This window comes from Streptomyces sp. V4I8 (assembly GCF_041261225.1).
GTDB lineage: Bacteria > Actinomycetota > Actinomycetes > Streptomycetales > Streptomycetaceae > Streptomyces.
Genome location: NZ_JBGCCN010000001.1, coordinates 9195367 through 9222347, shown reverse-complemented (window position 1 = coordinate 9222347; position 26981 = coordinate 9195367). Strand labels below are relative to the sequence as shown.

Genomic DNA, 26981 nt, shown 5'->3' with positions numbered 1-26981 from the left:
TTGATGTGCGGAGGTTGAACGCTTCGCTAGGCGGGCTCCGAAAGGCGAGACGGGGCCGGGGAGCACCTCCCGACCCCGCCCGTCCGCACCTACCGGCGAACGTTCACTGCAACTCCGAAGGGGCGCGGGGAACTGCGCGACCACCCACGACACACCCGCATCCGCCACACATCCGCACTCGCTACGGGGCTACCGCTTCACCTTCCGAGCAGCCCGCAGCCACTCCTTGTTCATACCCGTGATGGACATCAAAGGGATCCCCTTCGGGCAAGCCGTGGCACACTCCCCCGTGAGCGTGCACCCCCCGAAACCCTCCTCGTCCATCTGCGCCACCATGTCCAGCACCCGCGTCTCCCGCTCGGGCGCCCCCTGCGGCAGCACGTTCAGATGGTTGATCTTGGCGGACGTGAACAGCATCGCCGCCCCGTTGGGACACGCGGCCACACAGGCCCCGCACCCGATGCACTCGGCGTGTTCGAAGGCGAAGTCGGCGTCCGGCTTGGGCACCGGCGTGGCGTGGGCCTCGGGGGCCGCACCCGTCGGCGCGGTGATGTAACCGCCGGCCTGGATGATCCGGTCGAACGCCGTCCGGTCGACGACCAGGTCCTTGATCACCGGGAAGGCCGACGCCCTCCACGGCTCGATGTCGATCGTGTCGCCGTCCTCGAAGGACCGCATGTGCAGCTGACAGGTCGTGGTGCGCTCCGGTCCGTGCGCGTCGCCGTTGATCACGAGCGAGCAGGCACCGCAGATGCCCTCACGGCAGTCGTGGTCGAACGCGACGGGGTCCTCACCGCGGAGGATGAGCTCCTCGTTGAGGGTGTCGAGCATCTCCAGGAAGGACATGTCCGAGGAGATGCCGTCCACCTCGTACGTGGACATGGCGCCTTCGGCGTCGGCGTTCTTCTGCCGCCAGACGCGCAGGGTGAGCTTCATGCGTAGCTCCGCTGGGTGGGGTGGACGTACTCGAAGACCAGGTCTTCCTTGTGCAGGACCGGAGCGGCCCCGGTCCCGGTGAACTCCCAGGCCGCCGCGTAGGCGAACTCGTCGTCCTTGCGGGCCGCCTCACCGTCCGGTGTCTGCGACTCCTCACGGAAGTGGCCGCCGCAGGACTCGCCGCGGTGCAGTGCGTCGAGGCACATGAGCTCGGCGAGCTCCAGGTAGTCGACGACACGGTTGGCCTTCTCCAGTGACTGGTTGAACTCCTCACCGATCCCGGGGACCTTGATGCGGCGCCAGAACTCCTCTCGGATCTGCGGGATGCGCTCGAGCGCCTTGCGCAGTCCGGAGTCGGTGCGGGCCATTCCGCAGAACTCCCACATCAGTTCGCCGAGTTCGCGGTGGAAGGAGTCCGGCGTACGGTCGCCGTCCACGGCCAGCAGGAGGTTGACACGGTCCTGGGTCTCGGCCAGCACCTCCTGCACGACGGGGTGTTCGTCGGTGACGTTCTCGTGGTGCGGGTTGCGGGCGAGGTAGTCGTTGATGGTGGCCGGCAGCACGAAGTAGCCGTCGGCCAGACCCTGCATCAGGGCACTCGCGCCCAGCCTGTTCGCCCCGTGGTCGGAGAAGTTGGCCTCGCCGATCGCGAAGAGGCCCGGGATGGTGGTCTGCAGGTCGTAGTCAACCCACAGCCCGCCCATCGTGTAGTGCACGGCCGGGTAGATCCGCATCGGCACCTCGTACGGATCCTCGTCGGTGATCCGCTGGTACATGTCGAAGAGGTTGCCGTACTTGGCCTCGACGGCCTTGCGGCCCATGCGCTTGATGGCGTCGGCGAAGTCGAGGTAGACACCCTGCCCGCCCGGCCCCACTCCCCTGCCCTCGTCGCAGACGTTCTTCGCGGCGCGGGAGGCGATGTCGCGGGGCACCAGGTTGCCGAAGGACGGGTAGATGCGCTCCAGGTAGTAGTCGCGCTCGTCCTCGGGGATCTTGTTCGCGGGACGGTCGTCGCCGTGGGCCTTCGGCACCCAGATCCGGCCGTCGTTGCGCAGCGACTCGCTCATCAGCGTCAGCTTCGACTGGTGGTCGCCGGTGCGCGGGATGCAGGTCGGGTGGATCTGCGTGAAGCAGGGGTTGGCGAAGTAGGCGCCGCGCCGGTGGGCCCGCCAGATCGCCGTGGCGTTGGAGTTCATGGCGTTCGTCGACAGGTAGAAGACGTTGCCGTAGCCGCCGCTGGCGAGTACGACCGCGTCCGCGAAGTACGTGTCGATCCTGCCGGTGATGAGATCCCGGGCCACGATCCCGCGCGCCCGCCCGTCTACGACGATCAGGTCGAGCATCTCGGTACGCGGGTGCATCTCGATGTTCCCGGCGGCGATCTGCCTGCTGAGCGCCTGGTACGCGCCGAGCAGCAGCTGCTGTCCCGTCTGGCCGCGGGCGTAGAAGGTCCGGGAGACCTGTACGCCGCCGAAGGACCGGGTGTCGAGCAGACCGCCGTACTCCCGCGCGAAGGGCACGCCCTGCGCGACACACTGGTCGATGATCTCGACGGAGATCTGCGCGAGCCGGTGGACGTTGGACTCCCGGGCCCGGAAGTCGCCGCCCTTGACGGTGTCGTAGAACAGCCGGTGGATGGAGTCGCCGTCGTTACGGTAGTTCTTGGCCGCGTTGATGCCGCCCTGCGCGGCGATCGAGTGGGCGCGGCGCGGGGAGTCCTGGTAGCAGAACTGGACGACGTGGTAGCCCTGTTCGGCGAGGGTGGCGCCCGCGGAGCCGCCGGCCAGTCCGGTCCCCACCACGATCACCGTGTGCTTGCGCCGGTTGGCCGGGTTGACCAGCTTGGCCTCGAAACGGCGCGTGTCCCAGCGCTCGTTGACCGGGCCGGCGGGGGCCTTGCCGTCGACGACCGGCTCACCGGTCGTGTAGTCCGCATAGGTATTCATGTCAGCTCACCACTCCGGTCATGACGCCCACGGGTACGGCGATGAATCCGACCGTGAGCAGCAGCGCGAGAACGTTGGCCGTGGCCTTCAGGGCGCGGTCGCGGGTGCGGCTGCCCGCGCCGAGGGTCTGGGCCGCGCTCCAGAAGCCGTGCCGGATGTGCAGGCCGAGCGCGAGCATCGCGACGATGTAGATGGTGTTGCCGTACCAGGTGGAGAAGGTGTCCACGACGTTCTGGTACGGCCGGCCCTCCTGGAAGCCGCCGGAGTGCACGGTGCCGGTCGTCAGGTCGAGGATGTGCCAGACGATGAACAGGCCGAGGATGATGCCGCCCCAGCGCATGGTGCGCGTGGCGTAGGAGGCGCGCGGCTTCTTGTGCACGTACTTGCTGGGGCGTGCCCTGATGTCGCGGCGGCTGAGCTGGTACGCCGAGGTGGCGTGCGCGACCACGGCGGCGACCAGGACGACCCGGACGAGCCAGAGCGTCCACTCGTAGTGCATGAACGGCTCGCCGACGGTGCGCAGCCAGTGCGCGTAGTGGTTGAACTCGCCCGCCCCGAAGAAGATCTTCAGGTTTCCGATCATGTGGACGACCAGGTACAGCAGCATGATCAGCCCGCTGACCGCCATCACGGTCTTCTTGCCGACGGTGGAGTCCCACACCGTGCGTGCCATGGACGGCCGTCGATCCGTCCGCGTTGCCAGAGCCATGGAACAGGACGCTAGGGCCGTGGCACCCCATCGGTCCAAGACATGGTCCGGCTCGTTTCGATAGACATACCCTATGCTGGTCCTATGCTGGGAGGATGCAGTTCCAGCAGCTCCAGTACTTCGTGGCGGTCGCCGAGACCCGGCACTTCACCCGGGCCGCCGACCTGGTGCATGTCGCGCAGCCCTCGCTGTCGCAGCAGATCAAGGCGCTGGAGCGGGAGTTGGGCGCGGACCTGTTCCTGCGGGCGCGCGGCAACATCACGCTGACGGACGCCGGAGAAGCCCTGCTGCCACTGGCCCGGCGCATCCTGGCCGACGCGGACACCGCCCGCCATGAGGTGCAGGAACTGGTGCAGCTGCGCCAGGGCCGGGTCCGGCTGGGCGCGACCCCGAGCGTGTGCACGGGCCTGCTTCCGGACGTGCTGCGCGCCTTCCACGACCGCTATCCCGGTATCCAGCTGCTGATCGAGGAGGGCGGCTCGCACGACCTGGTGCGGGAGCTCGCCCGCGGCGCCCTCGACCTGGCCCTGGTCGTTCTGCCCCTGCCGACGCCCTCCCCCGCGCTGACCACGGTGGAGCTGCTCCGCGAGGACCTGGTGGTCGTCTCCTCGCCGGAGGCGCCCCATCCGGGTGGCGGACGGCGCACGGTGCGCATCTCCGACCTGGAGGGCGAACGCCTGGTGATGTTCCGGCACGGCTACGACCTGCGTGAGCTGACCGTGGCCGCCTGCCGCGCCGAGGGCTTCGAGCCGGACTTCGCGGTCGAGGGCGGCGAGATGGACGCGGTGCTGGGGTTCGTGCGGGCGGGCCTGGGGATGGCCGTCGTCCCGCGCATGGTGGCGGCACGGTCGGGCCGTGGGCTACGCGTCACGCCGCTGGCCCGGCCCGGCCTGCACCGGACGATCGCGCTCGCTCACCGCAGCGATGTGGCTCCGCCTCGGGCCGCGCGAGAGCTGCAGCGGATGCTGCTGGAGCGGTGATGGGGCTCACCGGGGCCGCCCGCGCGGGCCCGGCCGGTCAGGCGAAGGTGATCACGCTGCGGCCGTGTGCGGATCCGCCGGCCATCGCGTCGAGGACGGCCGGGGCCTGGTCGAGGGTGATCGGTGTGACCTCGGGCAGGATTCCGTGGGCCGCCGAGAAGGCGAGGGTGTCGCGCAGGTCGTGCGGGGAGCCGGAGGGCGACGCGGCCACGTGCAGGCGGTTGAGGATCATGGGCTGGGTGGGCAGCGTGAGCGGTTCCGAGTCGTAGCCGAGGAGAAGGAGGGTGCCGTCGGGGGCGAGGCCGCCGAGGGTGGCGGTGGCCGCGGCCGTGGACGGGGCGGCGTTGAGCACCAGGTCGGCGCCGCCGTCCCAGGCCCTGAGCGCGTCGGCCGGGTCGGACTCGTCGGTCGCTACGTAGAGTTCGGCGCCCAGCGTCTTCGCCTGGCCCTCGCCACGTCGGGAACGGCCCACGACCGCCACCGGGGCACCCATGGCGACCGCGTAGCGCACCGCCAATGCGCCCACTCCGCCCAGGCCGACGACGGCGACCCTGGCTCCGGCCCTGGCGCCGCCCTGCCGCAGGCCGTTGAAGGCGGTGAGGCCCGCGCACATCAGCGGAGCCGCGGCCACGGGGTCCAGGCCGTCCGGCAGCGGGGTGACGAAGTCGGCCTTGAGCAGGGCGTACTCGGCATAACCGCCGTCGGCGACGATGCCGGTGATGCGCTTGCGCGGGCACAGGATCCGGTCGCCGCGCACGCAGTAGTCGCAGTGCCCGCAGGAGTCGTACAGGAACTGGGCGCCCACCACGGTCCCGACCTCCGGCCAGGTCACGCCCTCGCCGACCGCCGTCACCACTCCGGTGATCTCATGGCCGGGGACGACGGGGAACCGGGCGAAGGGATAGTGACCGCGCAGGAGGTTCAGGTCGGAGAAGCAGACACCGCACGCGGTGACCTTGACCAGGACCTCGCCGGCGGCCGGCTGGGGGACGTCGAGCGTGTCGAGGGCGAGCGGAAGGTTCGCGCCGGTGGCGACGGCAGCACGCATCGCGGGCTCCAGGGTTGAGGAGGTACTCCGGGTTGTCCGGTGTCCTTCGAGTCTGCGGCGTGCACCGTCTCGACGGAGCTCGCGACGCGCTGCGAGCGATGTGCGCCGCTCCTGGGGGCCGTGGCGGGGCCGGGTGCCGCCCGTACGAGGACCGGCGAGCATCCGGCCGTACGGGTCCCGGGCGGGTGACCGCCCCGCCCGTACCGCCCCCGCCCCGCGTCAGCCCGTCGCGTCCACCAGCGCCAGCTCGTGCAGCCGGTCCGGTGGGCCCGGGCGGGCGTAGTACCAGCCCTGGGCCGTGTCGCAGCCCAGTATGCGCAGTTGCTCGGCCTGGGCTCCGGTCTCCACGCCCTCCACCGTGACCGCGAGGCTCAGGCTGTGGGCGAGGGAGACGATCCCCTCGACGATCTTGAGGTCGACGGGGTCTGCCGGGAACTGCTGCATGCTCTGGGTGAAGGAGCGGTCCAGCTTGAGGATGCTCACCGGCAGCCGGCGCAGGTTTGCGAGGTTGGAGTAGCCGGTACCGAAGTCGTCCAGGGCGATGTCGACGCCCATCTCGGCCAGGCGGCGCAGGGGCTTGAGCAGATCGTCGTCGGCGCCGATGAGGGCCGACTCGGTGACCTCCAGGCAGAGGGCGTCGGGTGCCACGCCCGCGCGCTCCAGGATGTCCACCGTGTCCTGGACCAGCCCGGGGTGGGTGAGCTGGCAGGGCGAGAGGTTGACGTTGATGCGGAGGGGTCCGGCGTCGTCGAGTCGTTCTCGCCAATCGCGCGCCTGACGCACCGACTGCTCCAGGACCCAGCGGCCGAGCGGCACGATGAGTCCCGTGTGCTCGGCGAGCGGGATGAACCGGTCCGGGCCGAGGATGCCGTGCTGCGGGTGCAGCCAGCGCACCAGGGCCTCCGCTCCGCGCACACTGCCGTCGCCGAGGTGGACCAGCGGCTGGTACTCGATGAAGAACTCGCCCCGCTCCAGGGCCATCGGCAGCGCCGTGGTCAGTCCGTGCCGGGTGATGGCGCGGGCGTCGGCCTCCGGGTCGGCGAGCTCGAACCGGTTGCCGCCGGCCGACTTGGCCCGGTACATGGTGATGTCGGCGCTGCGCAGCACCTCCGCCGGGCTGCGTTCCCCGGACGGCCCCTCCACGATGCCGATGCTGCCGCGCACGGTCAGCTCCCGGCCGTCGACGCTGATCGGCGCGATGAGCGCGTTCATGATGCGAGCGGCGAGTTCGTCGACCTCGCGCTCGGTGTCGGGGCCGGTGGTCAGCGCCACGAACTCGTCGCCGCCGAGCCGCGCGACCATCTCGCCGGGGGCGGTGGCGCAGGACTGCAGCCGGTCGGCGACCTCGACGAGCAGCCGGTCGCCGGCGGCGTGGCCGAGGCTGTCGTTGACGGTCTTGAAGCCGTCCAGGTCGAGGTAGCACAGGCCGAAGCGCTGGCCTTCCCCGGCGCCCAGTGCCTTCTCCAGGCGCTCGAAGAAGAAGGTGCGGTTGGGCAGGCCGGTGAGCGCGTCATGCGTGGCCTCGTAGCGCAGCCGCAGATTGAGCAGGCGGCGCTCGGTGGTGTCCTCCATGAGGGCCAGCTGGTACTGCGGGTTGCCGTCGGCGTCACGCAGCAGGGAGACCGTGAGGTTGGTCCACAGGACCGTTCCGTCAGGGCGGGAGAACGCCTTCTCGACGTGGTAGTGCTCGCGCTCGCCGCGCACGAGTTCTTCGTAGAGCTTCCAGGTCTGCGGCGCGTCCTCGGGGTGGGTCCACTGCATGACGTTGCGGCCGTGCATGGTCTGCTCGGAGACGCCGAACATCCTCAGCAGCGCGCCGTTGACCTGCAGGACGTTGCCCTCCAGGTCGGCGATGCCGATGCCTATGGCCGCGCCCTCGAAGACCGCGCGGAAGCGGGCCTCGGTGGCGTGCAGGGCCTGGGCCACCACGCCCTGTGCCTTGAGTGCGGCCGCGGAGATCGCCTCCTGCTCGGCCAGCGTCCGCTCGCGCAGCGCCTGGGCGAACCCGGCGGCCATGGCGTGCTGCAGCCGCGCCGAGCGGGCCCGCAGGTCCTCCTGGTCGCCGCCGGTGCCGCAGTAGAGCACGAGGTAGGCGTCGACGCAGTCCAGCGAGCGGCTGAGCGCCTCGGGGTCGGTGCAGTGCGCGGTGACGAGCGCGGCGCCGACCGCCTTGCCCTCGTTCGCGTCGAAGGTCCTGGACCTGAGCGCCTCGCTCAACCGCCGGGCCAGCGGAAGCAGTTGCTCCTCGAACTCCGGCCGGGTCGACGACGTCGAGGTCACCGGGAAGACGGCCCGGCTCCAGATCGTCGCGAACCGGCGCAGTCTGTCCTCCGGCCCGTCCGGCCCCGCGCTCACGCCGTACGCCCCACGCCGGCGAACCCGGAGAAGGCCCACGGGTCGTCGTCGTCCGGTGCGGTGTCCGGCCGCCAGAGCGGCATCGGCACCAGTCCGGGTTCCACCATGTCGTACCCCTCGAAGAACCGCGCGATGGTGTCGCGCGAGCGCATGATCAGCGGGTTGCGAATGTCCTTGTATACGTCGACCGTGCCCTTGGCCCGCTCCTCGGGCAGCGGGATTCCCTCGTACGAGGCATGCGTGAGCACCAGCATGCTGCCGGGCGCGAGTGCGTCGCGCAGTTGTGCCACCACGTCGTACGGGTCGTCCTCGTCCTCCACGAAGTGCAGTATGGCAACGAGCAGCAACGCCACTGGCCGGTTCAGGTCGATGAGGCGCTCGACCTCGGAACTGGCCAGGATCTCCCGGGGCTTGCGCAGGTCCCCGGCGACGATGTCCGCGCCCTCGTTGCCCTCCAGGACCGCCTGGCTGTGCGCGACGGCGACCGGGTCGTGGTCGACGTACACCACACGCGCGTCGGGGCTGGCCGCCTGGGCCACCTCGTGGACGTTGCCGAACGTCGGGATGCCGGAGCCGATGTCCAGGAACTGGGTGATGCCCTCGTCGACCGCGAAGCGCACCGCGCGGCGCATGAACGCCCGGTTGGCCTGCATGATCTTGGGGAGTCCCGGCATGAACTCCATGGCCTTGCGGCCGGCTTCCCGGTCGACCTCGAAGTTGTGCGAACCGCCCAGGTAGTAGTCGTAGATGCGCGAGACACTGGGCACCGAGATGTCGATGCTCCGAGGGGCCCAGGCGGGACGCTCCATCTATCTCTCCATGGCGTAGGCGATCCGGTGTTCGAGCTGAGGCTACTGATCGCCCGCCAAAGGAGCGAGCGGAAACGGAAATTGACCATCCGTTCCCGGTCACTGCCTGTGGCACGTGCCGATGGGACGCCCCACGCACTCCGCACGAAAACATCCGAAGCATTCCACAGAGTTCCGAACCATGGTGAAAGCGGCTGATGAACCGCGATGCATCACGACAAACCGGCCCACCCCCCGCGCGTGGAGCCGCGGGGGGGGCGGACCGGTGGGTCGGATGCGCCGGCCGTTCGTCCGGCACTCTTCCACAGAGTTCCGAACCATGGTGAAAGCGGCTGATGAACCGCGATGCATCACGACAAACCGGCCCACCCCCCGCGCGTGGAGCCGCGGGGGGGGCGGACCGGTGGGTCGGCGCGCCGGCCGTTCGTCCGGCACTCTCGCTGTCCTCGTCCCCCCTTCCGTGGTCCGTGCTCGACTGGGTGAGGCGATCAACCCTGGGGAGGTGTGATCTTCTACTGTTCCGACGCGCCGACCGGCTTGCCGTCGGGGCGAATGGCGAACCAAGTTCCGCCGACGCCCTGGCCGTTGGTGTCGCCGGGCTTCTTGTCACCGGCGAAGGTGTAGATCGGCACACAGTCGATGGTCTGCTGCTTCAGTCCGTCGGGCCGGTCGAAGACCACGTAGCCCTGCCCCCGGGGACCGGACCCCTTCAGATCGATACCCTCGGTGTCCTCGGCGTCGACCGGCTCGATGACCGGCCACTTCTCCAGGCACTCGCCGGTGCACGCCGTCTTCATCGGCCAGGGCGAGTCCTTCATGAAGCGGTAGACCGTGTGGCCGTTCTTGTCGACGACGATCTCACCGAGCTTGGCGTCCTTGCGCGTGGACAGACCCGGCAGACCGGCCGCCTCGGCCTCGCTCCCGCCCTGCGCCTTCTTGCCGTCGGGGGCGAGCGCGTACCAAGTGCCTCCCACGCCCTGGCCCTTGACGTCGCCGGCGTTGACGTCCTTCGCGAAGCGGTACGCCGGCCAGCCGTCGACCGTCAGCTGCTTGGTGCCGTCGGACCGGGTGACGGAGCCGAGCAACTCCTTGTCGATACCGGCACCGGCCGTGGCGTCGTCCGCGGGGACCGGGGGCCACTTCGCGGCGCAGTCGCCGTCACAGTTCGACTTGGGCGGAGCCACCGTGTCCTTGTCGAAGCGGTAGAGCGTCAGACCGGCGCTGTCGGTCAGCACCTTGCCGAGCTCCTGGTTGGTGGAAACGGACAGCTCACCGGCGGAGCCGGCCTGCGTGGCGGCGCTCTCCTGGCCCGCCGCACCGGCGTCGTAACCGGAGCCGTTCCCCAGGCCGGTACCGGCAGTTCCGTAGTCACCGGCCGCGGCCGTGGCACCGACGTTCTGGCTGCTCGCCGACGGGGCCGATTCCTCCCCACATGCCGTCGTCAGCGCCAGCACTGCTACGGCGCTCACCACGAGCGAGGCGCTCCGCCACGAGGTCTTCATCTTCAACTCCCCAATATCACAAGGGTGTTGCAGCGCCCTGCTGCGCCGCCGCACGACAGGAGGTACGCACGAAAGCCACGCTCGTGTTCAACCGGCGCACAAATTTCTTTCCGGAACCTGTGACACCGCCCGCGTCACACCTGTGAATCCCCCACGCCCCACCCGTCCCGCCCACCCCGTCATTCGCCTCGCGTCGCACGCGCGCCTCGGCGGTTACGCGTCCGCCCATGGATCAAACCTTTCGAGGGTCATCCGTCATCCGTTCGAGGCAATCCACTCACTCTCCGGCGTGTGACTGCGCGGACTGGGCTCAAGATCTTCGTCGTGCATGGATACGTACCGACCCAATCCGCCCGCACCACACGGGTGTTGACAGTGCTGACGCTCACCTGGCTCCTGGTGTCGGCACCGGCCGGTATGGCGGAGGCCACCGCTTGCGCGTACGCCGACACCGGCCCGGACGGCGCGAGGGCGGTCGCGGTCGCCGGGACCTTCACCTGGCCGACTCCCCCGCAGTGTCCGACCCCGACACCTACGCCGACGCCGACACCCACCCCGTCGCCCACGCCCACACCCACGCCGTCCCCGTCGCCGGATCCCACACCCACGCCACCGCCGAAACCCACGCCCAGCCCGAGACCGGAGCCGCCGCCTCCCCCTCCGCCGCCGGCGCCCCCGGCTCCTCGGCCCGCGCCGCCCCGCCCGCAGCCGCCCCCGCCGCCCGCGCCCGCCCCGAAGCCGACGCCGACACCCAAGCCGTCGGTCAAGCCCACCCCGAGTCCGTCCGCGACCCCGGTGCACTACCCGCCCTACCGCGCGACCCACCACAGAGGGCCGGCGCACGACGCCCCGTCTCCCCTCACCTTCGTCCTGCTCATCGCGGCGCCCGCCATCGCCGCCGTGGCCGCACTGCGACCGCGCTGACCCTGGAGGCTTCTCTTGCCGGAATGGCTTGTTCTCACCCTCGCGATGCTGGCCGCCTGCGCCGTGGTGGTCATCATCACCCTCCTGCGGCACCGCACGGCGCCCGAGGACGAGGATCCCTCCGAGACCCCGGACGTCATCGAGTACATGACGATGTGGATTGGCGTGGTGTACGCCATCGTCCTCGGCCTGGCCATCGCCGGCGTGTGGGAGGGCCGCAGCGCCGCCCAGGACCATGTCGAGGCGGAGGCCGTGGCGCTGCACGAGATCTCGGAGCGGGTACGGATCTATCCCGCCGAGATCCGCGACCGTATTCGGGAGGATGTCAACGCCTATGTCGGACACGTCGTCACCACCGAGTGGAAGACGATGGCCGACGACGGCCGCATGACCGAGCGCGGCACCGAGCTTCTGCAGCGCGTCCGCGAGGACGTCACCGACTACGAGCCGAGGACGGACTTCGAGGCGCAGGCGTACCAGCCGCTCCTCGACCAGGTGACCGCCGCGGACCAGGCGCGCAACGCCCGGGCGAACTCGACCGGGGAGACCATGCCGGGCGTGGTGTGGTTCGGGCTCATCGCGGGCGGCATCGTCACCATCGGGATGATCTTCGCCCTGCAGATCCGGCGCACCCCCCGCGAACTGGTCCTGGCCGGGCTCTTCTCCGCGCTGATCGCCTTCCTGCTCTTCCTCATCTGGGACTTCGACGCGCCGTACAGCCGTGGTGTCACCGCATCGGCGGAACCCTTCATCGAGCTCTTCCCGCAGGCCAAGGGCTGACAGGCCCTCATCCGACGGGCCGCCGGTGGACACGTGGACGAGCGGACACATGGACACGTCGTCCCCTGAGCGGCCCACAGCGTTGCCCCATTCGTACGACAGCGATCGCGCAGGTGGACGCACCTTCCTAGCGTTTCGGTCATCGAGGTGCATTTCCGTCGCAAGCGGAAAGGGTCCGCAGTTGCTCCTCGGGGAACCGGAGGAACCACCATGCGCGCGATACGCGTCACTTCGGCCGCCCTGCTGGGTGTCACCGCCCTCGCCATGACCGCCCCGGCCGCCCGGGCCGACGAGAGGGACTCGGGTTTCTGGGCCAGGGTGCTGCCCACCACCGTCGCGGCCGGCGGGCAGGTCACCTTGCGGGCTACGGGCTGCGAGCAGAGCGTGACCGTCGCGTCGGCGGTCTTCGACACGGTCACCATCCCCCGGGGGCGGACGACGGCCAGGGCCACGGTCGACCGGGATGCCCGGCCCGGTGCCGTGTACGAGGTGTCGTTCTACTGCGGCACCTTCTGGCAGAGCGTCGACCTCACGATCGCCGGCGGCCGGCCCGCGCCGGTACGGCCCGACCACCCGCAGAAGGGTGTGCACGCGGGCGAGGGGGGCAGCTCCGACGGACTGAACCTCAAGGAGCTCGCCCTGGGCGCCGCGCTCGTCACGGGCGCGCTGGGGACGGCGTACCACCTCTCCCGGCGCCGCACCGAAGAGGACGGCGCCTGATCAGATCGCACGTCCACACGCCTTCGCCCCGGCCCCCTCGTGGGGATCCGGGGCGAAGGCCTGAGCGAAGGCGTGAGGGGGCGGTGGGGATCTGTCCGTGCCGGGCGGCGCGTCAGATCCGCTTCTCCGCGCGGCGCCGCATCCAGAAGACCCCGCCACCGACGATGGCCACGGCGATGAGCCCGCCTCCGATGGCCATGTCGGTCGGCGTCGCCCCGGTGGAGCTGCTGCCGCCGAGACCGCCCTGGACACCGCCGATCACGCTGAAGGCAGCGGGGTTGGTCAGCGTCCTGCCGTCGCACATGACCGTGATGCTGTGGGAGCCCGGCTTCGCGTGCCGGTCGATCATCGCGGTGCCCCGCGCCGTGTTGCTGCCATGCACGGGGCTCAGGCGCGTGGGCCGGAACGCGTCCGAGGTCGCGGTGCCGCCCCGCGGGCAGTTGTCGACGGTGATGGTGAGCTGCCCACCGCGGGCGACGACGCTCGGCATGGCGACGATGTTGCTCGGGCCGACGGGCATGCCGTCCCGTGCGACGGCCGCGGGCGCGGCGAGGCTGAGAGCGGCTACCGCGGTGGCAGCGGCCGCCATGGCACGTGTAGTACGCATGTGATCCTCCGCGGAAGACGCCCCGGGAACCGTCCCCGGTCGATCGGCGAGAAAGCGCCTCCCAGAAAGACCCTCAGATGCCATGCGCGAAGCCGCATTTCGGCGCTGGTCCGTCCTGGTGAGAGGACGCGCCGACCGATCACCCCACAATCGGAATTGCCGCAGGTCACGGACCGTCAGAATTTTCCTGTCGGTGGCAACTCGGATGGCGCACCCGAAGGAGAGCGGACCACCCATTCGTATCTCTGCCGTCGCCGGTTGCGCGCGGGGGACTTAGCGTGCACGTATGCGCGAATGACGGGGCGACGGCCGCGTCGAGAGGGGAAAGCGAATGTCTGCGTCCGAGGCGGCCGAACTGGCCGAAGAGGAGGAGCGGCGGAAGAAGCGTGCTCCCTGGGGTGTGATAGCGCTTGTCCTGCTGACCGGCCTCGCGCTCGTTCGCAATGGCTCGGGCGAGTTCGACGCGGGGCCGCCGCAGCCCGCGTCGGCGGCCGCTCCGGACCGGCGGGTGTCCGGCGGCCTCTTCGCGGGTGCCGCGCAGCCGCTGCCGTACGCGCTGCCGGACCGGGTCAGGATCCCCGGGATCCAGGTGGACGCGCCGGTCATCCCGGTCGGCCTGGACGTGGACGGCTGGGTCGGCGCGCCGCCGCCCGAGGACCCCAATCTGGCGGGCTGGTTCACCGGCTCCGTCTCCCCCGGCGAAAAGGGCACAGCGGTGGTCGTCGGCCATGTCGACAACACCCAGGGCCCCGCCGTGTTCTACGGTCTCGGGGCCCTGCAGAAGGGCAATCGCGTCGAGATCGTCCGCAAGGACGGAAAGACGGCCGTTTTCGAGATCTACGGCATCGAGGTGTTCGAGAAGAACGACTTCCCCGGCGACCGGGTCTACGCCTCCAAGGGGAGCGCCGAATTGCGGGTCATCACCTGCGGAGGCGGTTTCTCCGAGCAGGGTGGTTACGACGGCAACGTCGTCGCTTTCGCCAGCCTGGTCGAGGTTCGCTGAGCGTCCTCGACCGGGCGGGCCAAAGCCGTCCACCGTCTTTCCGGTCCGTCACCCGTACCGCCGTTTCGGGACGGTGACGTAATACCCGGCGTCCAGCAGTTGCGGCAGATAGGTGCGCAGCGCCCGGACACTCTGGGAGCGGTCGCCCCCGGCGTCGTGCGAGAGCACCACGACGCCGGGGGCGGCGCCGTTCTCGACCCGGTCGACGATGGTGTGGGTGCCGGGGGTGGTCCAGTCGAGGGTGTCGACGGTCCAGGCGAGCGGTTCCATGCCCAGTTCGGCGCCGATTTGGAAGGCCGTGCGGTTCCAGGCGCCGTAGGGCGCGCGGAACCAGGCGGGTCGTTCGCCGTAGGTCTCCTCGACGACGTCACTGGTGCGCTCCATCTCCTTGCGGATCCGGTCGCGGCTGAGCCGGGTGAGCAACGGGTGGGACCAGGTGTGGTTGCCGACGACATGGCCCTCTTCGGCCATCCGTGCCAGGAGGTCCTTGTTCTGGACGACCATCTCGCCGCACACGAAGAACATCGCGCGGACGTCGTACTCGCGCAGGGTGTCCAGGATGTACGGCGTGTAGCGGGGGTCGGGGCCGTCGTCGAAGGTCAGCACCATGGTGCGGCCGCGTCCGGACACGCGCAGCAGGGGCGCGCGCCGTACGAGGGTGCGGCGCGGTGCCGCCCTGGGCGGGCCGTACCCCGTCAGGGGCTGGAGGCGGTACGTGGAGGGCTTGAGCGCGGAGCGTGCCTGCGGGCCCGCGACCGGAGCGGCGGCCCGGACCGGCTCGTCGCCGTCGCCCGTGACCGTCGCCAACAGTCCGGCGCTGCCGGCCGCGCCGACGGCGGCGACACCGGCGAGCAGCACGCGGCGTCGCGTGAGCGGACCTGTGGGCAACTGATCCTTCGTCATGACTCATCAGTCGCCCGGTGCGGGACCGACGCACCAGTACGACACCGGTACGGCGGTATCGAAGCACCCGCCCGGCCCAGCCGTGGGGCCGGTGAGGCACCGTCAGCGGCGCCGTACCAGCGGGAACGGCAGGGTCTCGCGGATCGTCAGGCCGGTGAGGAACATGACCAGTCGGTCGACGCCGATGCCGAGGCCTCCGGTGGGGGGCATGGCGTATTCGAGGGCGTCGAGGAAGTCCTCGTCGAGTTCCATCGCCTCGGGGTCGCCCCCGGCGGCGAGCAGGGACTGGGCGGTGAGGCGGCGGCGCTGTTCGACGGGGTCGGTGAGCTCGGAGTAGGCGGTGCCGAGTTCGGTGCCGAAGGCGACGAGGTCCCAGCGTTCGGCGAGCCGCGGGTCGGTGCGGTGCTGGCGGGTGAGCGGGGAGACGTCGGTGGGGAAGTCCTTGTAGAAGGTGGGCAGCTGGGTCTTCTCCTCGACGAGCCGCTCGTACATCTCCAGGACGATGTCGCCGTGGCCGTCGTCGGCGACGTACGGCACGCCCACGCGGTCGCAGTGCCGGTGGAGGCGGAGCAGTTCGGTGCCGGGGTCGATCTCCTCCCCGAGCACCTCGGAGATCGCGCCGTACACCGTCTTGACCGGCCACTGCCCGGAGATGTCGTACTCCTCGCCGTCCTTGTGGGCCAGCGACGAGCCGAAGGCGGCGGTCGCGGCGTCCTGGATCAGCTCGCGGACCAGGTCGAGCATCACGTCGTAGTCGGCGTACGCCTGGTAGGCCTCCAGGATCGTGAACTCGGGGTTGTGCTTGTAGTCGACGCCCTCGTTGCGGAAGGTGCGGCCCATCTCGAAGACCTTCTCCAGGCCGCCGACGCACAGCCGCTTGAGGTACAGCTCGGGTGCGATGCGCAGGTAGAGGTCGAGGTCGTAGGCGTTGATGTGGGTGGTGAAGGGGCGGGCGTTGGCGCCGCCGTGGATCTGCTGGAGCACCGGCGTCTCGACCTCCAGGTAGCCACGTGCCAGAAGGCCCTGGCGCACGGCCTGGACGGCGGTGGAGCGGGCGCGGACCACGTCGCGGGCGGCGGGGCTGGAGACCAGGTCGAGGTAGCGCATGCGGACCTTGGCCTCGGGGTCGGCGAGACCGCGGCGTTTGTCGGGCAGGGGGCGCAGGCACTTGCCGATGAGCTGCCAGGAGGTGACGAAGACGGTGGGTTCGCCCTTGTCGCTGACGCCGGCCGGGCCGGTGGCGGAGATGAGGTCGCCGATGTCGGTGTCGGCGGTGAAGCGGTCGAGTGCGGCGCCGGAGTCCTTGCGGGTGAGGGCGAGTTGGTGGTCGCCCGACCAGTCGCGCAGCACGGCGAAGACGATGCCGCCGAAGTCGCGCACGAGCAAGATCCGGCCGGCGACGGTGACCTGTTCGCCCGCGCGGATGTCGGCGAGGGCGTGGGTGCGGTCCGGGATGCCGACCGGGTAGGGGTCGACGCCGTCGGCGCGCAGCCGGTCGAGGGTGTGGTGCCGGATGCGGACCTGTTCGGGCAGGCCCGCATCCGGCCCGGCGGCCCCGGCCTCGTCCCCTCCGTCGAGGCCGAGCGCCGCCAGCGAGGGCAGTCCTTCGGTGGTCGCAGGACGTGGCCCGCCTCGCGGGTGCCCTTTTCTGCGGAGTTTGTGCAGCGACGGTACGGAGACGAATCCCTCGGCGATGCCGGAGGCGAGGCTGATCCGGGCGAGGGAGGCGGCCTCGCCGTAGCAGATGAAGCGCGGGAACCACTGCGGCTGGTACTTGGCGTTGGAGCGGTAGAGGGCCTCCAGTTGCCACCACTTGGAGAAGAACAGCAGCAGGCGCCGCCACAGCCGCAGTACGGGTCCGGCGCCGATGCGGGCGCCCTCCTCGAAGACCGAGCGGAACACGGCGAAGTTCAGCGAGATCCTGCGGATGCCGGACTTCGGTGCGGCGGCGCACAGTTCGGCGACCATGAACTCCATGACGCCGTTGGGGGCGCGCCCGCGGTCACGGCGCATCAGGTCCAGGGAGACGCCGTCCCCGCCCCAGGGCACGAAGGAGAGCAGGGCGAGCAGTTCGCCGTCCTCGCCGAGGGCCTCCACGAGGAGACAGTCGCCGTCGGCCGGGTCGCCGAGGCGGTCCAGGGCCATGGAGAAGCCGCGTTCGGTCTCGGTGTCGCGCCAGGCGTCGGCCTTGCCGAGTATCTCCTCCATCTCCGTCTCGGTGAGGGTGGAGTGGCGGCGGATGCGGCAGTGGGCGCCGGTGCGGCGGACGCGGTGGACGGCCTGCCGGGTCACTCGCATGTCGCGGCCGTCGAGGTCGAAGTCCGGAACGTTCAGGATCGCCTCGTCGCCGAGCTGGAGGGCACCGAGTCCGGCGCGCGCGTAGGCGGTGGCCCCGTCCTCGGAGGCGCCCATCGCGGCGGGCACCCAGGCGTGCCGGCGGGCCGCGTCCAGCCAGACGGCGATGGCGTGCGGCCAGGCCTCGCGGTCGCCGACCGGGTCCCCGCTGGCGAGGCACACGCCGGCCTCGACGCGGTAGGTGACGGCGGCCTTGCCGCTGGGTGAGAAGACGACGGCCTTGTCGCGCCGGGTGGCGAAGTAGCCGAGGGAGTCCTGGCCGCCGTATGCCTTGAGGAGGGCGCGGATGCGGGCCTCCTCGTCGTCGTGCAGGGCGGCCTCCATGCGCTGCGAGCGGAACAGCGTCGCGGCGGCGTTGAGGAGGGCGAGCGCGCCGAACAGGCCGAGCAGGAAGTACAGGGGGCGGGGCGGGCGTCCGTCGTAGGAGGCGCCGGAGACGAGACCGCCGCAGACCCGGTCGGCGGCCCAGGCCAGCCGCTGGCTCTGCGGCAGCGTGCCGGGGAACAGCTCGACCAGCCCCCAGCCGACCAGGATCCCGACGGCCAGCCCGACGACCAGGACGCCGAAGGCCCGGCGTACGGCGGCGCGGCGGGAGGCGGCGTAGAACTCCCCCCGGGCGACGATCAGCAGGGCCAGGGCGAGGCCGCACACGATCAGGGACGGCAAGGAGTCGGTGTAGTCGCCGAACACCGTGCCGAGCACGTCGGTCAGGACCAGCAGTGCGAGATAGATGACGACCAGCCACCAGGCGATCTTCTTGCGGGCGGCCGTCGCGGCGGCGAGCAGGAAGAGGAAGACGGCGTAGGCGAGGTTGGCGCTGACCGGGACGATGATCTGGTCGAGGGCTTCCACGACCGGGCGGAGCGCGGTCCGCAGGGGTGGGATGAAGGCCAGTAGGACGCAGAGCACGCCCAGGGCGCCGAAGAAGGTCGCGAAGCCCTCCGGCACCCTGCTCAGGAAGCCGTGCCGGGGCGACCGTATCGGGCCCTTGGTGCTCTTCTCCCGGGGGGCCTCCACGGTGGCACTCATGTTCCGACTCTAGGAAGAGCGGGGCCTCCTCGCCCGTCGAGCGTGCTGCCCGACGGCGGGACCTGGGGCTTCCGATAGCCTCCCTGCCGTGACGGAACAGCACTCGCACCGGTTCGAGCGGGGCACGGACGGACCCAAGGTCATCGTGGTCGGGGTGGACGGCTCCGACTCCTCGCTGCGCGCGGCGGCGTACGCCGCCGGCCTCGCGCGACGGCAGCACGCGCTGCTCGCCGTCGTGTACGTGCAGCCGGTGATGACCGCGGGCGCGGCCCTCGGGGCGCCGGTCGCGGAGACGACCGACGAGATCGCCGAGGACCTGATCGCCCAGATCAGGGACGCGACCGAGCGCCTCAAGGGGATATTCGAAGTCCGCTGGGAATTCCACACCTTCCCGGGCGACCCGTACAACGGCCTGGTGAAGGCGGCGGACGACCTGAAGGCCGACGCCGTGGTGGTGGGCGCGTCGGAACAGGCCGGGCACCGGATCGTCGGTTCCGTCGCCGTGCGGCTGGTCAAGGCGGGGCGGTGGCCGGTGACGGTGGTGCCGTAGCGGCGTCGGCGAAGCGTGACGTCAGAGGTCGCGCAGGAAGTCCAGCAGGAGGCCGTTGAACTCCTGCGGCTTCTCCATGTTCGGGTAGTGCCCGACGTCCTGGAGCGTGACCGAGCGGCCGTCGGGCACCGTGCGGGCGACGCGTTCCGCCATGGCGATGCTGTCGGGCGCGTCGAGGGCGCCGTGGATCGCGAGTACGGGGACGTCGATCTTCGGCAGCCGGGACCAGGTGTCGGTCAGGGGCACCTGCCATTGCGTTTCGTCCGGCGTGTGCTTGGCGAGTGTGTGCGCGGACATGTCCCGCAGTCGTCGTACGACGTCGGGGGCGACCTCGTCGACCGTGCGGTGCGGCCCCGCCACGCCCTTCGCGAAGTGGTCGAGCCATCCCTCGATGTCTCCGGCGCCCAGCAGCCGGGCCGCCTCGCTCACATGCTCCAGAGTCGCCGGTTCCGTGAACTCGAACTCGCTGGTCCCGGCGCCGCTGACGACCAGCGCGCGGACCAGTTCGGGGTACTCCAGCGCGGTGTCGGTCACGACCGCCGAGCCCATGCACAGGCCCACCAGGGTCGCGGGCCCGGCGTCGAGGTGGCGTAGCAGGCCGGCGAGGTCGTCCGCCCAGCGGAACGGGCGGCTCGCGTTGGCGGAGAAGCCGTGGCCGCGCACGTCGACGGCGATCACCCGGTGGCGGGCGGCGAGGGCCGGTATCTGGTCGTCGAAGACGCGGTGGTCGGCGTAACCGGAGTGCACCAGCACCACGAGATCCCCGGCACCGGTGTCGCGGTAGGCGAGGTCCCCGTCGGCGGATGCGAAGTAGCTCAGTTCCAAAGCGGCTGTCATGACAACCAAGGTGTCATCTTTCCTCGATTTTGGCAACCAAGGTGTCATGATGGCCGGGTGAACGACATCGACGCACCGCTGCCACCCGACGATCTCGGCCCCCGGATCAGCGAGGTGTTCGACCTGATCGGCGCGCTCTACCGGCGCGGCCTGCGCAAGCTGGAGCAGGGCGAGGCGGTCGAGGGGGTGTCGGTCGGCGTGCGCTCCGTCCTGGTCCTGCTCCACAGGTACGGGCCCATGACGGTGCCTCAGATGGGCCGGGTCATGTCCCTGACCCGGCAGTTCGTGCAGCGCATGGTCAACGACGCGGTGGCCAGGGGCTGGGCCGAGGCCACACCCAACCCCGCACACCAGCGGTCCTCACTGATCCGGATCACGGACGACGGCCAGGCCGTCATCACCGCGGTCCTCGCGCGCGAGCACGCCCTGAACCGGCAGGTCGGCGGCGACCTGACCGAGGCCGAGCTCCGGGCGTGCGTGCGCGTGCTGAAGGAAATGCTGCAGACGTTCGACCACGTGGACATGGACTGACCCACTCATGGACCGGCCTACTCCCCCATGGTGAGCCCGTCCTTCCCCGCCCCGCGGCTCAGCACGACGTCCCGGATCCGGTCCCGGACGCCCCGTACGTCGGCCCCCTGGGCGAGCGCCCGGTTGAGGTTGACCACCCGGCCGGCGTCGATGTCGAACAGCTGGGGCACGAACTCGGCCTTCGACACCTCCCAGCGGCCGCCCTTGCGGTCCGGCGGGGTGAAGGTGAAGCGGCCGAGGGTGGACTGGTTGCCGCGCGGGTCCTGTACGCCCTGGTCGTTGTACATCGCGCCGGCGATCTGATCGCCCATGCCGTAGACCACCCAGGTGCCGTTGACCTTCTCGTACGCCTGCGGGACATGGGCGTGGGTGCCGAGGATCAGGTCGATGTCGGGGCGGTCGCCGGTGCGGGCGGCCGTGAGGCCGCGGGCCAGGGTCACCTGTTCGTCATCGGGGGTGTCCTGCCATTCGGTGCCCCAGTGCAGCGATACGACGACCACGTCGGCGCCCGCCTTCCGGGCGGCGCGGGCGTCCGCCCGGATCCTGTTCTCGTCGATCAGGTTGACCGCCCAGGGCTGCTCCGGCGGGAGCGGGGTGCCGTTGACGCCGGACGTGTAGGCGAGGTGCGCGACCTTGGCCGGACCGGCGCGCAGCACGGTGACCTTACGGGCCTCGCCCTCGGTGCGTGCCGTTCCCGCGTGCCGCACCTTCGCCCGGTCGAGGGCGTTCAGCGTGCGCAGGATGCCGGCGGCGCCGTCGTCGAGGCTGTGGTCGGAGGCGGTGGAGCAGCCGTCGTAGCCGGTGGCGGCGAGCCCCTGGGCCACCTCGGGCGGGGACTTGAAGAGGGGGTAGCCGGTGTACTTGCCCTTCTCGCCGTAGACGGTCTCCATATGACACAGCGCCAGATCGGCCCGGGAGACGACCGATTTGGCGCCGGCGAGCATCGGGCGGAAGTCGTATCCCGTGCCGCCCGAGTCGAAACGCGCGCGTTCGATGATCGAAGTGTGCGGCAGGACGTCGCCGGAGGCGACGAGCGTGAAGCCGCGAGGCCCCTTGCCGGAGGGGCCCGACTGCCCCGAGGCCTCCTGGCTCTGGGCCTGACAGGCGGCGCCTGCCGCGAGAACGGCCGTCGCAGCGAGGGCCACAAGTCGACTGCGTGCGATCATCGGCTCACCCCTTGTGGTCGTATATACGGATCAATAGGTACGAAGCCCTACCCGGTCGCAAACAATCGGGCCACTTTCATTAGCCCGTCCGGCGCGTTCCCCTAGGCGGAAGGGACCGTTCGTCGAACCGTTCGCCGACGCGATCGACCGTCCGCCGCAGATCCGTGTGCGTGCCCTGTCCCGGGAACGGTCGCCTGCGATGCCATACGGCCATGACGGCCGGAACCACCCTCACGAACGGGACGACGACCGCCGAGCACGAGCTCGCCGCACTGCAGCGGGAGCACGGCCGGCCCCTCTTCGCGCTCCTGCTCCGGCTCTGCGACGGCGACCGGCAGCGAGCCGAGGACCTCGTCCAGGAGACACTGGTGCGCGCCTGGCAGCATCCCGAGGCCCTGCGCGCCGACGACTTCGACTCCGTACGGCCGTGGCTGATGACCGTCGGCAGGCGGCTCGCGATCGACGCGCGGCGGGCCCGGCAGGCGCGGCCGCCGGAGGTCGGGGACGCGATCCTGGAGAACGCGCGGGTGATCTCCGACCATGCCGAGCGGGCCGCGGAGATGCTCGACGTACGCGAGGCTGTGAAGACACTCACTCCGGAGCACCGTGAAGTCCTGGTGCTTGTGTATTTCCAAGGGGCGAGTGTTGCGGAAGCCGCGCAGGCCCTGGGAATCCCGCCCGGTACGGTGAAGTCCCGCGCGTACTATGCGCTGCGCGCCCTGCGCCGGGTGCTTCCGGGGTACGCGGCCGACCTGCGGTGAAACCAATGGCTGAGTCAAACCTCCGTAAAGCGCCTTGCTGAACACCCCGGTTGAGTAATCGGCTGTCCTCATCCGTGTTCCGGATTGGGCCAGGGCCCAAGGCCCCGGGGTAGGGCGACGCACTCACCGGAGGAAGGCAGGAAGGGATGCTGCACAGAGGTCAAGAGAGCACGGACGGCACCGGCGGCGGTGAACTCACCGTCCCCATGGCGTGGTTGTACGCCGAGTACATCGCCGACGAGCTGCTGCGGACCGGCGATCTCATGCCGCCGACGTCCTTCGAGTTCCGCGCGGGGCGCGATGCCCTGGCGCTGACCATCTTCCTGTCCGACACCGACGGCGAGCTCTCCGGCATCCGGGTCGTCACCCAGCTGGAGACCTGGCTGTCGCTGACGGCCTACGACCAGCCGTGGCAGGACTGGGTGTGCGAACGCATGGCGGGCCTCGCGGCCGAGGCGGTCGAGTCCGGCGGGCCCGCGCCCGATCTGGAGCTCGCCGAGGCGGCCTGGCGCTGGCTGGAGGAGACCGAGCTGCTCGCACCCGATCTGAACGCGGTGCCGGGCGGCGGTGCGCCGGTGGGAGAGGACGAGGGACCGAAGGTGTGGACGCCGGCGTGGCAGCTCGGACTGCCGCTCGGGCACCTCGCCATCCATCTCTTTTAAGTTCCTTTCTCCTCGGACCAATCCTCGGCTCCGGCCGCTCCGAATCCTTTGGTTGCGATTCTGTGGGCGGCTTGAGTGATTCGACTGACTGGTGCGTACCAGTGGGCGCAAGGAGTAACCCACCCCACACCCAACGGCACGAGGATTCGGCATGAGGTCCCTGGAGAGGCATCGCGACGTCGCCGCGTACGCGCTCGGCGTGCTGAACGAGGCGGAGGCGTTCCGCTTCGAGGACCACCTCATGGAGTGCCCCCGCTGCGCGGCACACGTGACCGAGTTCGGGCCCATCACCCGCCAGTTGATGCTGTACCGGCGGGCCACGCCCCGATTCGTGCACCCCATGACCAAGCCGGGCCCGCAGCTGCTGAACCGGCTGCTCGAAACGGTGGCGGCCCGCCATCGCGCCCGGCGCCGGCGCACCATGTACGCCGTGGCCGCCTCCGTGGTGATCGCCCTCGCCGGGCCCGGCGTCGCAATGATGGCGAGCGGCGACAGCCAGGCCACCCAGGTCGTCCAGGCGACCGACGCGCGCTCGGGTGTGTGGGCCCAGGTCACCACCGAGAACGAGGCCTACGGCAGCAAGGTGGAGCTGAAGGTGAAGGACGGGTCGGGTCCGCGTCCCTGCCATCTGATCGCCATCGGCAGGGACGGCGCGGAGGAGACCGTGACGAGTTGGCACGCCTCCGACCACGGCTCCCGGGAGAACACCATGACGGGCGCCTCGGCGATGCACTCGGACGAGATCGTCCGCTACGAGGTCAGGACGGCGGGCGGGGAGCACCTGGTGACGCTCGAGCCCCGGTGAGCCGTAACCGTCCGCTTCACTTCAGCAGCCGCGACAGTCTCCGGTCCGCCAGTGGCTTCCCGCCCGTCTGGCATGTCGGGCAGTACTGCAGCGAGGAGTCGCTGAAGGAGACCTCGCGGATCGTGTCGCCGCAGACCGGGCAGGGCTCGCCGGTACGGCCGTGGACGCGCAGGCCGCTCTTCTTCTCGGCCTTCAGGCGCCCGGCCGCCACCCCGCGGGAGCGCTCGACCGCCTCGGTGAGGGTCGTCCGCAGGGCCTCGTACAACCGCGCCGTCTCCTCGGGTGTCAGTGAGGCCGCCAGCTTGAAGGGGGACATCTTCGCCGCGTGCAGGATCTCGTCGCTGTAGGCGTTGCCCACCCCGGCGATGAGGCCCTGGTCGCGCAGGGCGCCCTTGAGCTGGCGGCGCTCGTCCCTCAGCAGGGCCGCGAGGCGCGTCTCGTCGAAGTCGTCGGCGAGCGGGTCCGGCCCGAGGCGGGCGATGCCCGGGACCTCCTGGGGATCGTGCACGACGTACACCGCCAGGCGCTTCTGGGTACCGGCCTCCGTGAGGTCGAAGCCGGCGCCGGTCTCCAGGGCCACGCGCAGCGCGAGCGGTCCCTTGCCGGGACGGGGCAGGCCGCTCGGCAGCTCGTCCTTCCAGTGGAGCCAGCCCGCGCGGGCCAGGTGGGTCACCAGATGGGGGCCGTCGGCCGTGACGAGGTCGAGGAACTTGCCGTGGCGGCGCACCGCGGTGACCTCATGGCCCTCGACGGCGGTGACCGGCGGGTTGTACGTCTTCAGGACGCTGATCGCGACGGGCAGCACCCTGACCACCTCATGGCCGACCAGGTGCTCGGTCAGGAAGTCCTTGAGCGCTTCGACCTCGGGGAGTTCCGGCATACGTCCAGAGTGCCACCCGGCACCGACAGCATCGGCTCACTGCGGCTCAGCTCCGCTCCGGCACCACGAACTCGCACCACACCGCCTTGCCGCCACCTCGGGCCTCCACGCCCCACACGTCCGTGAGCAGGTCGACGAGGAGCAGACCGCGGCCGGAGACACCCGACTCCCCCGCCTCGCGGCGGCGTGGCAGGGCGCTGGAGGAGTCCTCGACCTCGACGCGCAGCCGGCGTTCGGAGCCGGCGAGGACCCGCAGGGTCACCACGGCGGAGCCCTCGGTGTGCATGAGGGCGTTGGTGATCAGCTCGTCGGCGACCAGCTCGATCTCGTCGGCCCGGTCACCTGCGCTCCAGGCGCGCACGGCGGCGCGGATCATGTGCCGGGCCCCGGTGAGGGCCTCGGGGTCGCCGGGGGCGACGTGCTGCTGGAGGCGGCCGCCGGCCTGCGGGGCGTCCAGGACGCGGCGGCGCAGCAGGAGCAGGGCGACGTCGTCGTCACCGCCGCGTTCCTCGGCGACGTCGATGAGGCGGTCCGCGAGGCCGCGTACGTCGCGCGGGCCGGTGGCGATGAGGGCGGTGAGGGCCTGCATGCCGTCGTCCAGGTCGGCGCCGGGCTGCTCGACCAGGCCGTCGGTGCACAGCAGCAGGGTGTGGTCGGAGTCCAGCTCGATGGTGCCGACCGGGTATTCGAGCCGCCCGAACTCCGCGGACAGGCCGAGCGGCAGCCCGCCCTCGACGGGGACGCGCCGGCAGGCACCGCCGGGCTCCCGCAGCAGCGGGTCGATGTGGCCGGCCCGGACCACCTGGACGACGCCGGTGGACAGGTCGGCCTCCGCGTACAGACAGGTCGCGAAGCGGTCGGTGTCCAGCTCGTGCAGGAACACGGAGGCGCGGGCCATCACCGTGGCCGGGGTGTGCCCCTCGGCGGCGTAGGCGCGCAGCACGATGCGCAGCTGGCCCATGACTGCGGCGGCGTGCGTGTCGTGGCCCTGGACGTCGCCGATGACGGCGCCGACCCGGCCGCCGGGCAGCGGGATCAGGTCGTACCAGTCGCCGCCGATGTCCCTGCCGAGGGAGCCCGAGCGGTAGCGGACGGCGACGTCGGCACCGGGCACGCTGGGGATGGTGCGCGGCAGCATGGCCTGCTGGAGGCCGGTGGCGAGGTCCTTCTCCTGCTCGTAGAACATGGCCCGCTGCAGGCTCTGCGCGATGCTGCTGCCGAGGGCGACGAGCACGTTGCGGTCCTGGGTGCTGAACCCGCTGCGGTCGCTGTAGAGCAGGCCGATGGCGCCGATCGGCCGGGCCTGGGCGATCAGCGGCATGTAGGCGGCGGCCGTGATGTTCAGGTCGGTGATGTGCGGCCAGAGGATCGGGTAGCGTTCCGCGAACTCCTCCGGCGACTCGATGAAGCGCGGGCTGAGGGTCCGGACGACCTCGCCCATCGGATACGGCTCGTCGATCCGGGTGACCAGGGTCCCGGGCACGAAGCTGCCCGCGGGGCCCTCGGCCACCAGCCGGATCCGGCCGGCCTCGACCAGGCCCATGACCAGGCTGGTGGCACCGAGGTGGGTGATGCCTTGGGTGTCCTTGAGGACGTCGATCACGTCCTGCACGGTCCGGGCGTGGGCGAGGGCGGCCGTGGTGAGCTGGACGACGCTGGTCTGCTGGCGCCGTGCCTCGTCCTCCGCCGCCTGCTCGCGCCGCTCCTCGATCTCGGCGAGTTCGTCGGTGGCGTCCCGGACGATGCCGATGATGCGGCGCGGGCGGCCCGTCTCGTCACGGCGGATGTAGCCCTGGGTGTGGGTCCATCGCCGGGTGCCGTCGCGGCAGCGGATCCGGAAGTAGACGCCGTAGTTCTCCCTGCCGTCCTTCATGGCCTGGGAGACCAGGCCGTCCAGCCGGTAGGCCTCGGGCGGGGGGACCCGGATCGCCAGGGTCGCGGGGTTGCCGTCGTATTCGTCGGGGCGCAGGTCGAAGACCTCGTGGGCCTGGGCGTCCATGTGGAACAAACCGGAGTCCAGGTCCCAGTCGAAGCTGCCCATGCGGTTGAGCGCCAGGATCGGATCCGGGTGGGCGGGCCAGTCGTCCGGGAGTGACAGGGCGCTCGCTCCCCGATCAACCATGGGGCCACCTTGCCAGGAATCGCCGGATTCTTCGACCGGGGCGACGGAACGGCCTTCGCTC

The 26981-nt window shown here is 70.7% G+C and carries 24 protein-coding genes; 10 read left to right on the top strand and 14 right to left on the bottom strand.

Annotated features, from left to right (window positions below; translation table 11 throughout):
- Nucleotides 1-189 precede the first annotated feature (189 nt).
- From ABIE67_RS41850 to ABIE67_RS41840, 3 genes are read right to left on the bottom strand one after another with little or no spacing between them, the layout of a single operon-like run.
- Nucleotides 190-936 carry a succinate dehydrogenase/fumarate reductase iron-sulfur subunit gene (locus ABIE67_RS41850; protein ID WP_370266796.1) on the bottom strand — a complete coding sequence of 249 codons (747 nt, stop codon included), beginning with the start codon at nt 934-936 and terminating at the stop codon, nt 190-192.
- Nucleotides 933-2882, bottom strand: a complete 1950-nt coding sequence (locus ABIE67_RS41845) for a fumarate reductase/succinate dehydrogenase flavoprotein subunit (protein WP_370266795.1) — start codon at nt 2880-2882, stop codon at nt 933-935. Before ABIE67_RS41845 ends, ABIE67_RS41850 begins: the two co-directional genes overlap by 4 nt.
- Nucleotide 2883: 1 nt before the next feature.
- The gene (locus ABIE67_RS41840) at nt 2884-3555 is read right to left on the bottom strand and encodes a succinate dehydrogenase (protein ID WP_370266794.1); all 672 of its coding nucleotides are present in this window, start codon (nt 3553-3555) and stop codon (nt 2884-2886) included.
- 131 nt (nt 3556-3686) lie between these two features.
- Between ABIE67_RS41840 and ABIE67_RS41835 the strand changes: the two genes are divergently transcribed.
- Complete coding sequence (locus ABIE67_RS41835) at nt 3687-4571, top strand: LysR family transcriptional regulator (protein ID WP_370266793.1); 885 nt, start codon at nt 3687-3689, stop codon at nt 4569-4571.
- A 37-nt stretch (nt 4572-4608) separates the two neighbouring features.
- Here ABIE67_RS41835 and ABIE67_RS41830 read toward each other — a convergent pair whose 3' ends face one another.
- The 4 genes from ABIE67_RS41830 to ABIE67_RS41815 form a co-directional block, all read right to left on the bottom strand.
- A complete protein-coding gene (locus ABIE67_RS41830) occupies nt 4609-5619 on the bottom strand; it encodes an alcohol dehydrogenase catalytic domain-containing protein (RefSeq protein WP_370266792.1) in 1011 nt (336 codons plus the stop codon).
- Between the two features lie 219 nt (nt 5620-5838).
- Complete coding sequence (locus ABIE67_RS41825; protein ID WP_370266791.1) at nt 5839-7974, bottom strand: putative bifunctional diguanylate cyclase/phosphodiesterase; 2136 nt, start codon at nt 7972-7974, stop codon at nt 5839-5841.
- Nucleotides 7971-8783: an SAM-dependent methyltransferase gene (locus ABIE67_RS41820; RefSeq protein ID WP_370266790.1), complete on the bottom strand. Its 813-nt coding sequence runs from the start codon at nt 8781-8783 to the stop codon at nt 7971-7973. Before ABIE67_RS41820 ends, ABIE67_RS41825 begins: the two co-directional genes overlap by 4 nt.
- Nucleotides 8784-9295: 512 nt before the next feature.
- A complete protein-coding gene (locus ABIE67_RS41815) occupies nt 9296-10285 on the bottom strand; it encodes an SCO0930 family lipoprotein (protein WP_370266789.1) in 990 nt (329 codons plus the stop codon).
- A 291-nt stretch (nt 10286-10576) separates the two neighbouring features.
- On the opposite strand from ABIE67_RS41815, the gene ABIE67_RS41810 reads away from it, so the two are divergent.
- The 3 genes from ABIE67_RS41810 to ABIE67_RS41800 all read left to right on the top strand — a co-directional run bounded on the left by ABIE67_RS41810 (nt 10577) and on the right by ABIE67_RS41800 (nt 12709).
- The gene (locus tag ABIE67_RS41810) at nt 10577-11209 is read left to right on the top strand and encodes a hypothetical protein (RefSeq protein ID WP_370266788.1); all 633 of its coding nucleotides are present in this window, start codon (nt 10577-10579) and stop codon (nt 11207-11209) included.
- A gap of 15 nt (nt 11210-11224) precedes the next feature.
- Complete coding sequence (locus ABIE67_RS41805) at nt 11225-11989, top strand: hypothetical protein (RefSeq protein ID WP_370266787.1); 765 nt, start codon at nt 11225-11227, stop codon at nt 11987-11989.
- A gap of 210 nt (nt 11990-12199) precedes the next feature.
- The gene (locus tag ABIE67_RS41800; protein WP_370266786.1) at nt 12200-12709 is read left to right on the top strand and encodes a hypothetical protein; all 510 of its coding nucleotides are present in this window, start codon (nt 12200-12202) and stop codon (nt 12707-12709) included.
- A 112-nt stretch (nt 12710-12821) separates the two neighbouring features.
- Here the strand turns inward: ABIE67_RS41800 and ABIE67_RS41795 are convergent, their stop codons facing one another.
- On the bottom strand, nt 12822-13316 hold the full coding sequence (locus ABIE67_RS41795) for a hypothetical protein (RefSeq protein WP_370266785.1): 495 nt from the start codon (nt 13314-13316) through the stop codon (nt 12822-12824).
- A 331-nt stretch (nt 13317-13647) separates the two neighbouring features.
- Here ABIE67_RS41795 and ABIE67_RS41790 point away from each other — a divergent pair, with 331 nt between their 5' ends.
- Nucleotides 13648-14319: a class F sortase gene (locus ABIE67_RS41790; RefSeq protein ID WP_370266784.1), complete on the top strand. Its 672-nt coding sequence runs from the start codon at nt 13648-13650 to the stop codon at nt 14317-14319.
- 48 nt (nt 14320-14367) lie between these two features.
- On the opposite strand, the gene ABIE67_RS41785 is transcribed toward ABIE67_RS41790, so the two are convergent.
- On the bottom strand, nt 14368-15222 hold the full coding sequence (locus tag ABIE67_RS41785) for a polysaccharide deacetylase family protein (RefSeq protein WP_370266783.1): 855 nt from the start codon (nt 15220-15222) through the stop codon (nt 14368-14370).
- A 102-nt stretch (nt 15223-15324) separates the two neighbouring features.
- Complete coding sequence (lysX, locus tag ABIE67_RS41780) at nt 15325-18606, bottom strand: bifunctional lysylphosphatidylglycerol synthetase/lysine--tRNA ligase LysX (RefSeq protein WP_370266782.1); 3282 nt, start codon at nt 18604-18606, stop codon at nt 15325-15327.
- An 88-nt stretch (nt 18607-18694) separates the two neighbouring features.
- Between lysX and ABIE67_RS41775 the strand changes: the two genes are divergently transcribed.
- The gene (locus tag ABIE67_RS41775) at nt 18695-19156 is read left to right on the top strand and encodes a universal stress protein (RefSeq protein ID WP_370266781.1); all 462 of its coding nucleotides are present in this window, start codon (nt 18695-18697) and stop codon (nt 19154-19156) included.
- Between the two features lie 21 nt (nt 19157-19177).
- Here ABIE67_RS41775 and ABIE67_RS41770 read toward each other — a convergent pair whose 3' ends face one another.
- The gene (locus tag ABIE67_RS41770; protein ID WP_370266780.1) at nt 19178-19993 is read right to left on the bottom strand and encodes an alpha/beta fold hydrolase; all 816 of its coding nucleotides are present in this window, start codon (nt 19991-19993) and stop codon (nt 19178-19180) included.
- Nucleotides 19994-20050: 57 nt separating this feature from the next.
- Between ABIE67_RS41770 and ABIE67_RS41765 the strand changes: the two genes are divergently transcribed.
- Nucleotides 20051-20524 (top strand): MarR family winged helix-turn-helix transcriptional regulator, encoded by a 474-nt coding sequence (locus tag ABIE67_RS41765; RefSeq protein ID WP_370266779.1) that lies wholly within the window; start codon nt 20051-20053, stop codon nt 20522-20524.
- A 17-nt stretch (nt 20525-20541) separates the two neighbouring features.
- Here ABIE67_RS41765 and ABIE67_RS41760 read toward each other — a convergent pair whose 3' ends face one another.
- Entirely contained in the window at nt 20542-21690 is a 1149-nt protein-coding gene (locus tag ABIE67_RS41760; protein ID WP_370266778.1) for a CapA family protein, read from the bottom strand.
- A gap of 212 nt (nt 21691-21902) precedes the next feature.
- Between ABIE67_RS41760 and ABIE67_RS41755 the strand changes: the two genes are divergently transcribed.
- The 3 genes from ABIE67_RS41755 to ABIE67_RS41745 all read left to right on the top strand — a co-directional run bounded on the left by ABIE67_RS41755 (nt 21903) and on the right by ABIE67_RS41745 (nt 23918).
- A complete protein-coding gene (locus ABIE67_RS41755) occupies nt 21903-22451 on the top strand; it encodes a sigma-70 family RNA polymerase sigma factor (protein WP_030047011.1) in 549 nt (182 codons plus the stop codon).
- Nucleotides 22452-22597: 146 nt separating this feature from the next.
- The gene (locus tag ABIE67_RS41750) at nt 22598-23113 is read left to right on the top strand and encodes a hypothetical protein (protein ID WP_370266777.1); all 516 of its coding nucleotides are present in this window, start codon (nt 22598-22600) and stop codon (nt 23111-23113) included.
- A 151-nt stretch (nt 23114-23264) separates the two neighbouring features.
- On the top strand, nt 23265-23918 hold the full coding sequence (locus ABIE67_RS41745) for a zf-HC2 domain-containing protein (RefSeq protein ID WP_370266776.1): 654 nt from the start codon (nt 23265-23267) through the stop codon (nt 23916-23918).
- A 16-nt stretch (nt 23919-23934) separates the two neighbouring features.
- Here the strand turns inward: ABIE67_RS41745 and ABIE67_RS41740 are convergent, their stop codons facing one another.
- Entirely contained in the window at nt 23935-24798 is an 864-nt protein-coding gene (locus ABIE67_RS41740; RefSeq protein ID WP_370266775.1) for an Fpg/Nei family DNA glycosylase, read from the bottom strand.
- A 46-nt stretch (nt 24799-24844) separates the two neighbouring features.
- On the bottom strand, nt 24845-26920 hold the full coding sequence (locus ABIE67_RS41735; protein ID WP_370266774.1) for a SpoIIE family protein phosphatase: 2076 nt from the start codon (nt 26918-26920) through the stop codon (nt 24845-24847).
- Between the last annotated feature and the right edge of the window lie 61 nt (nt 26921-26981).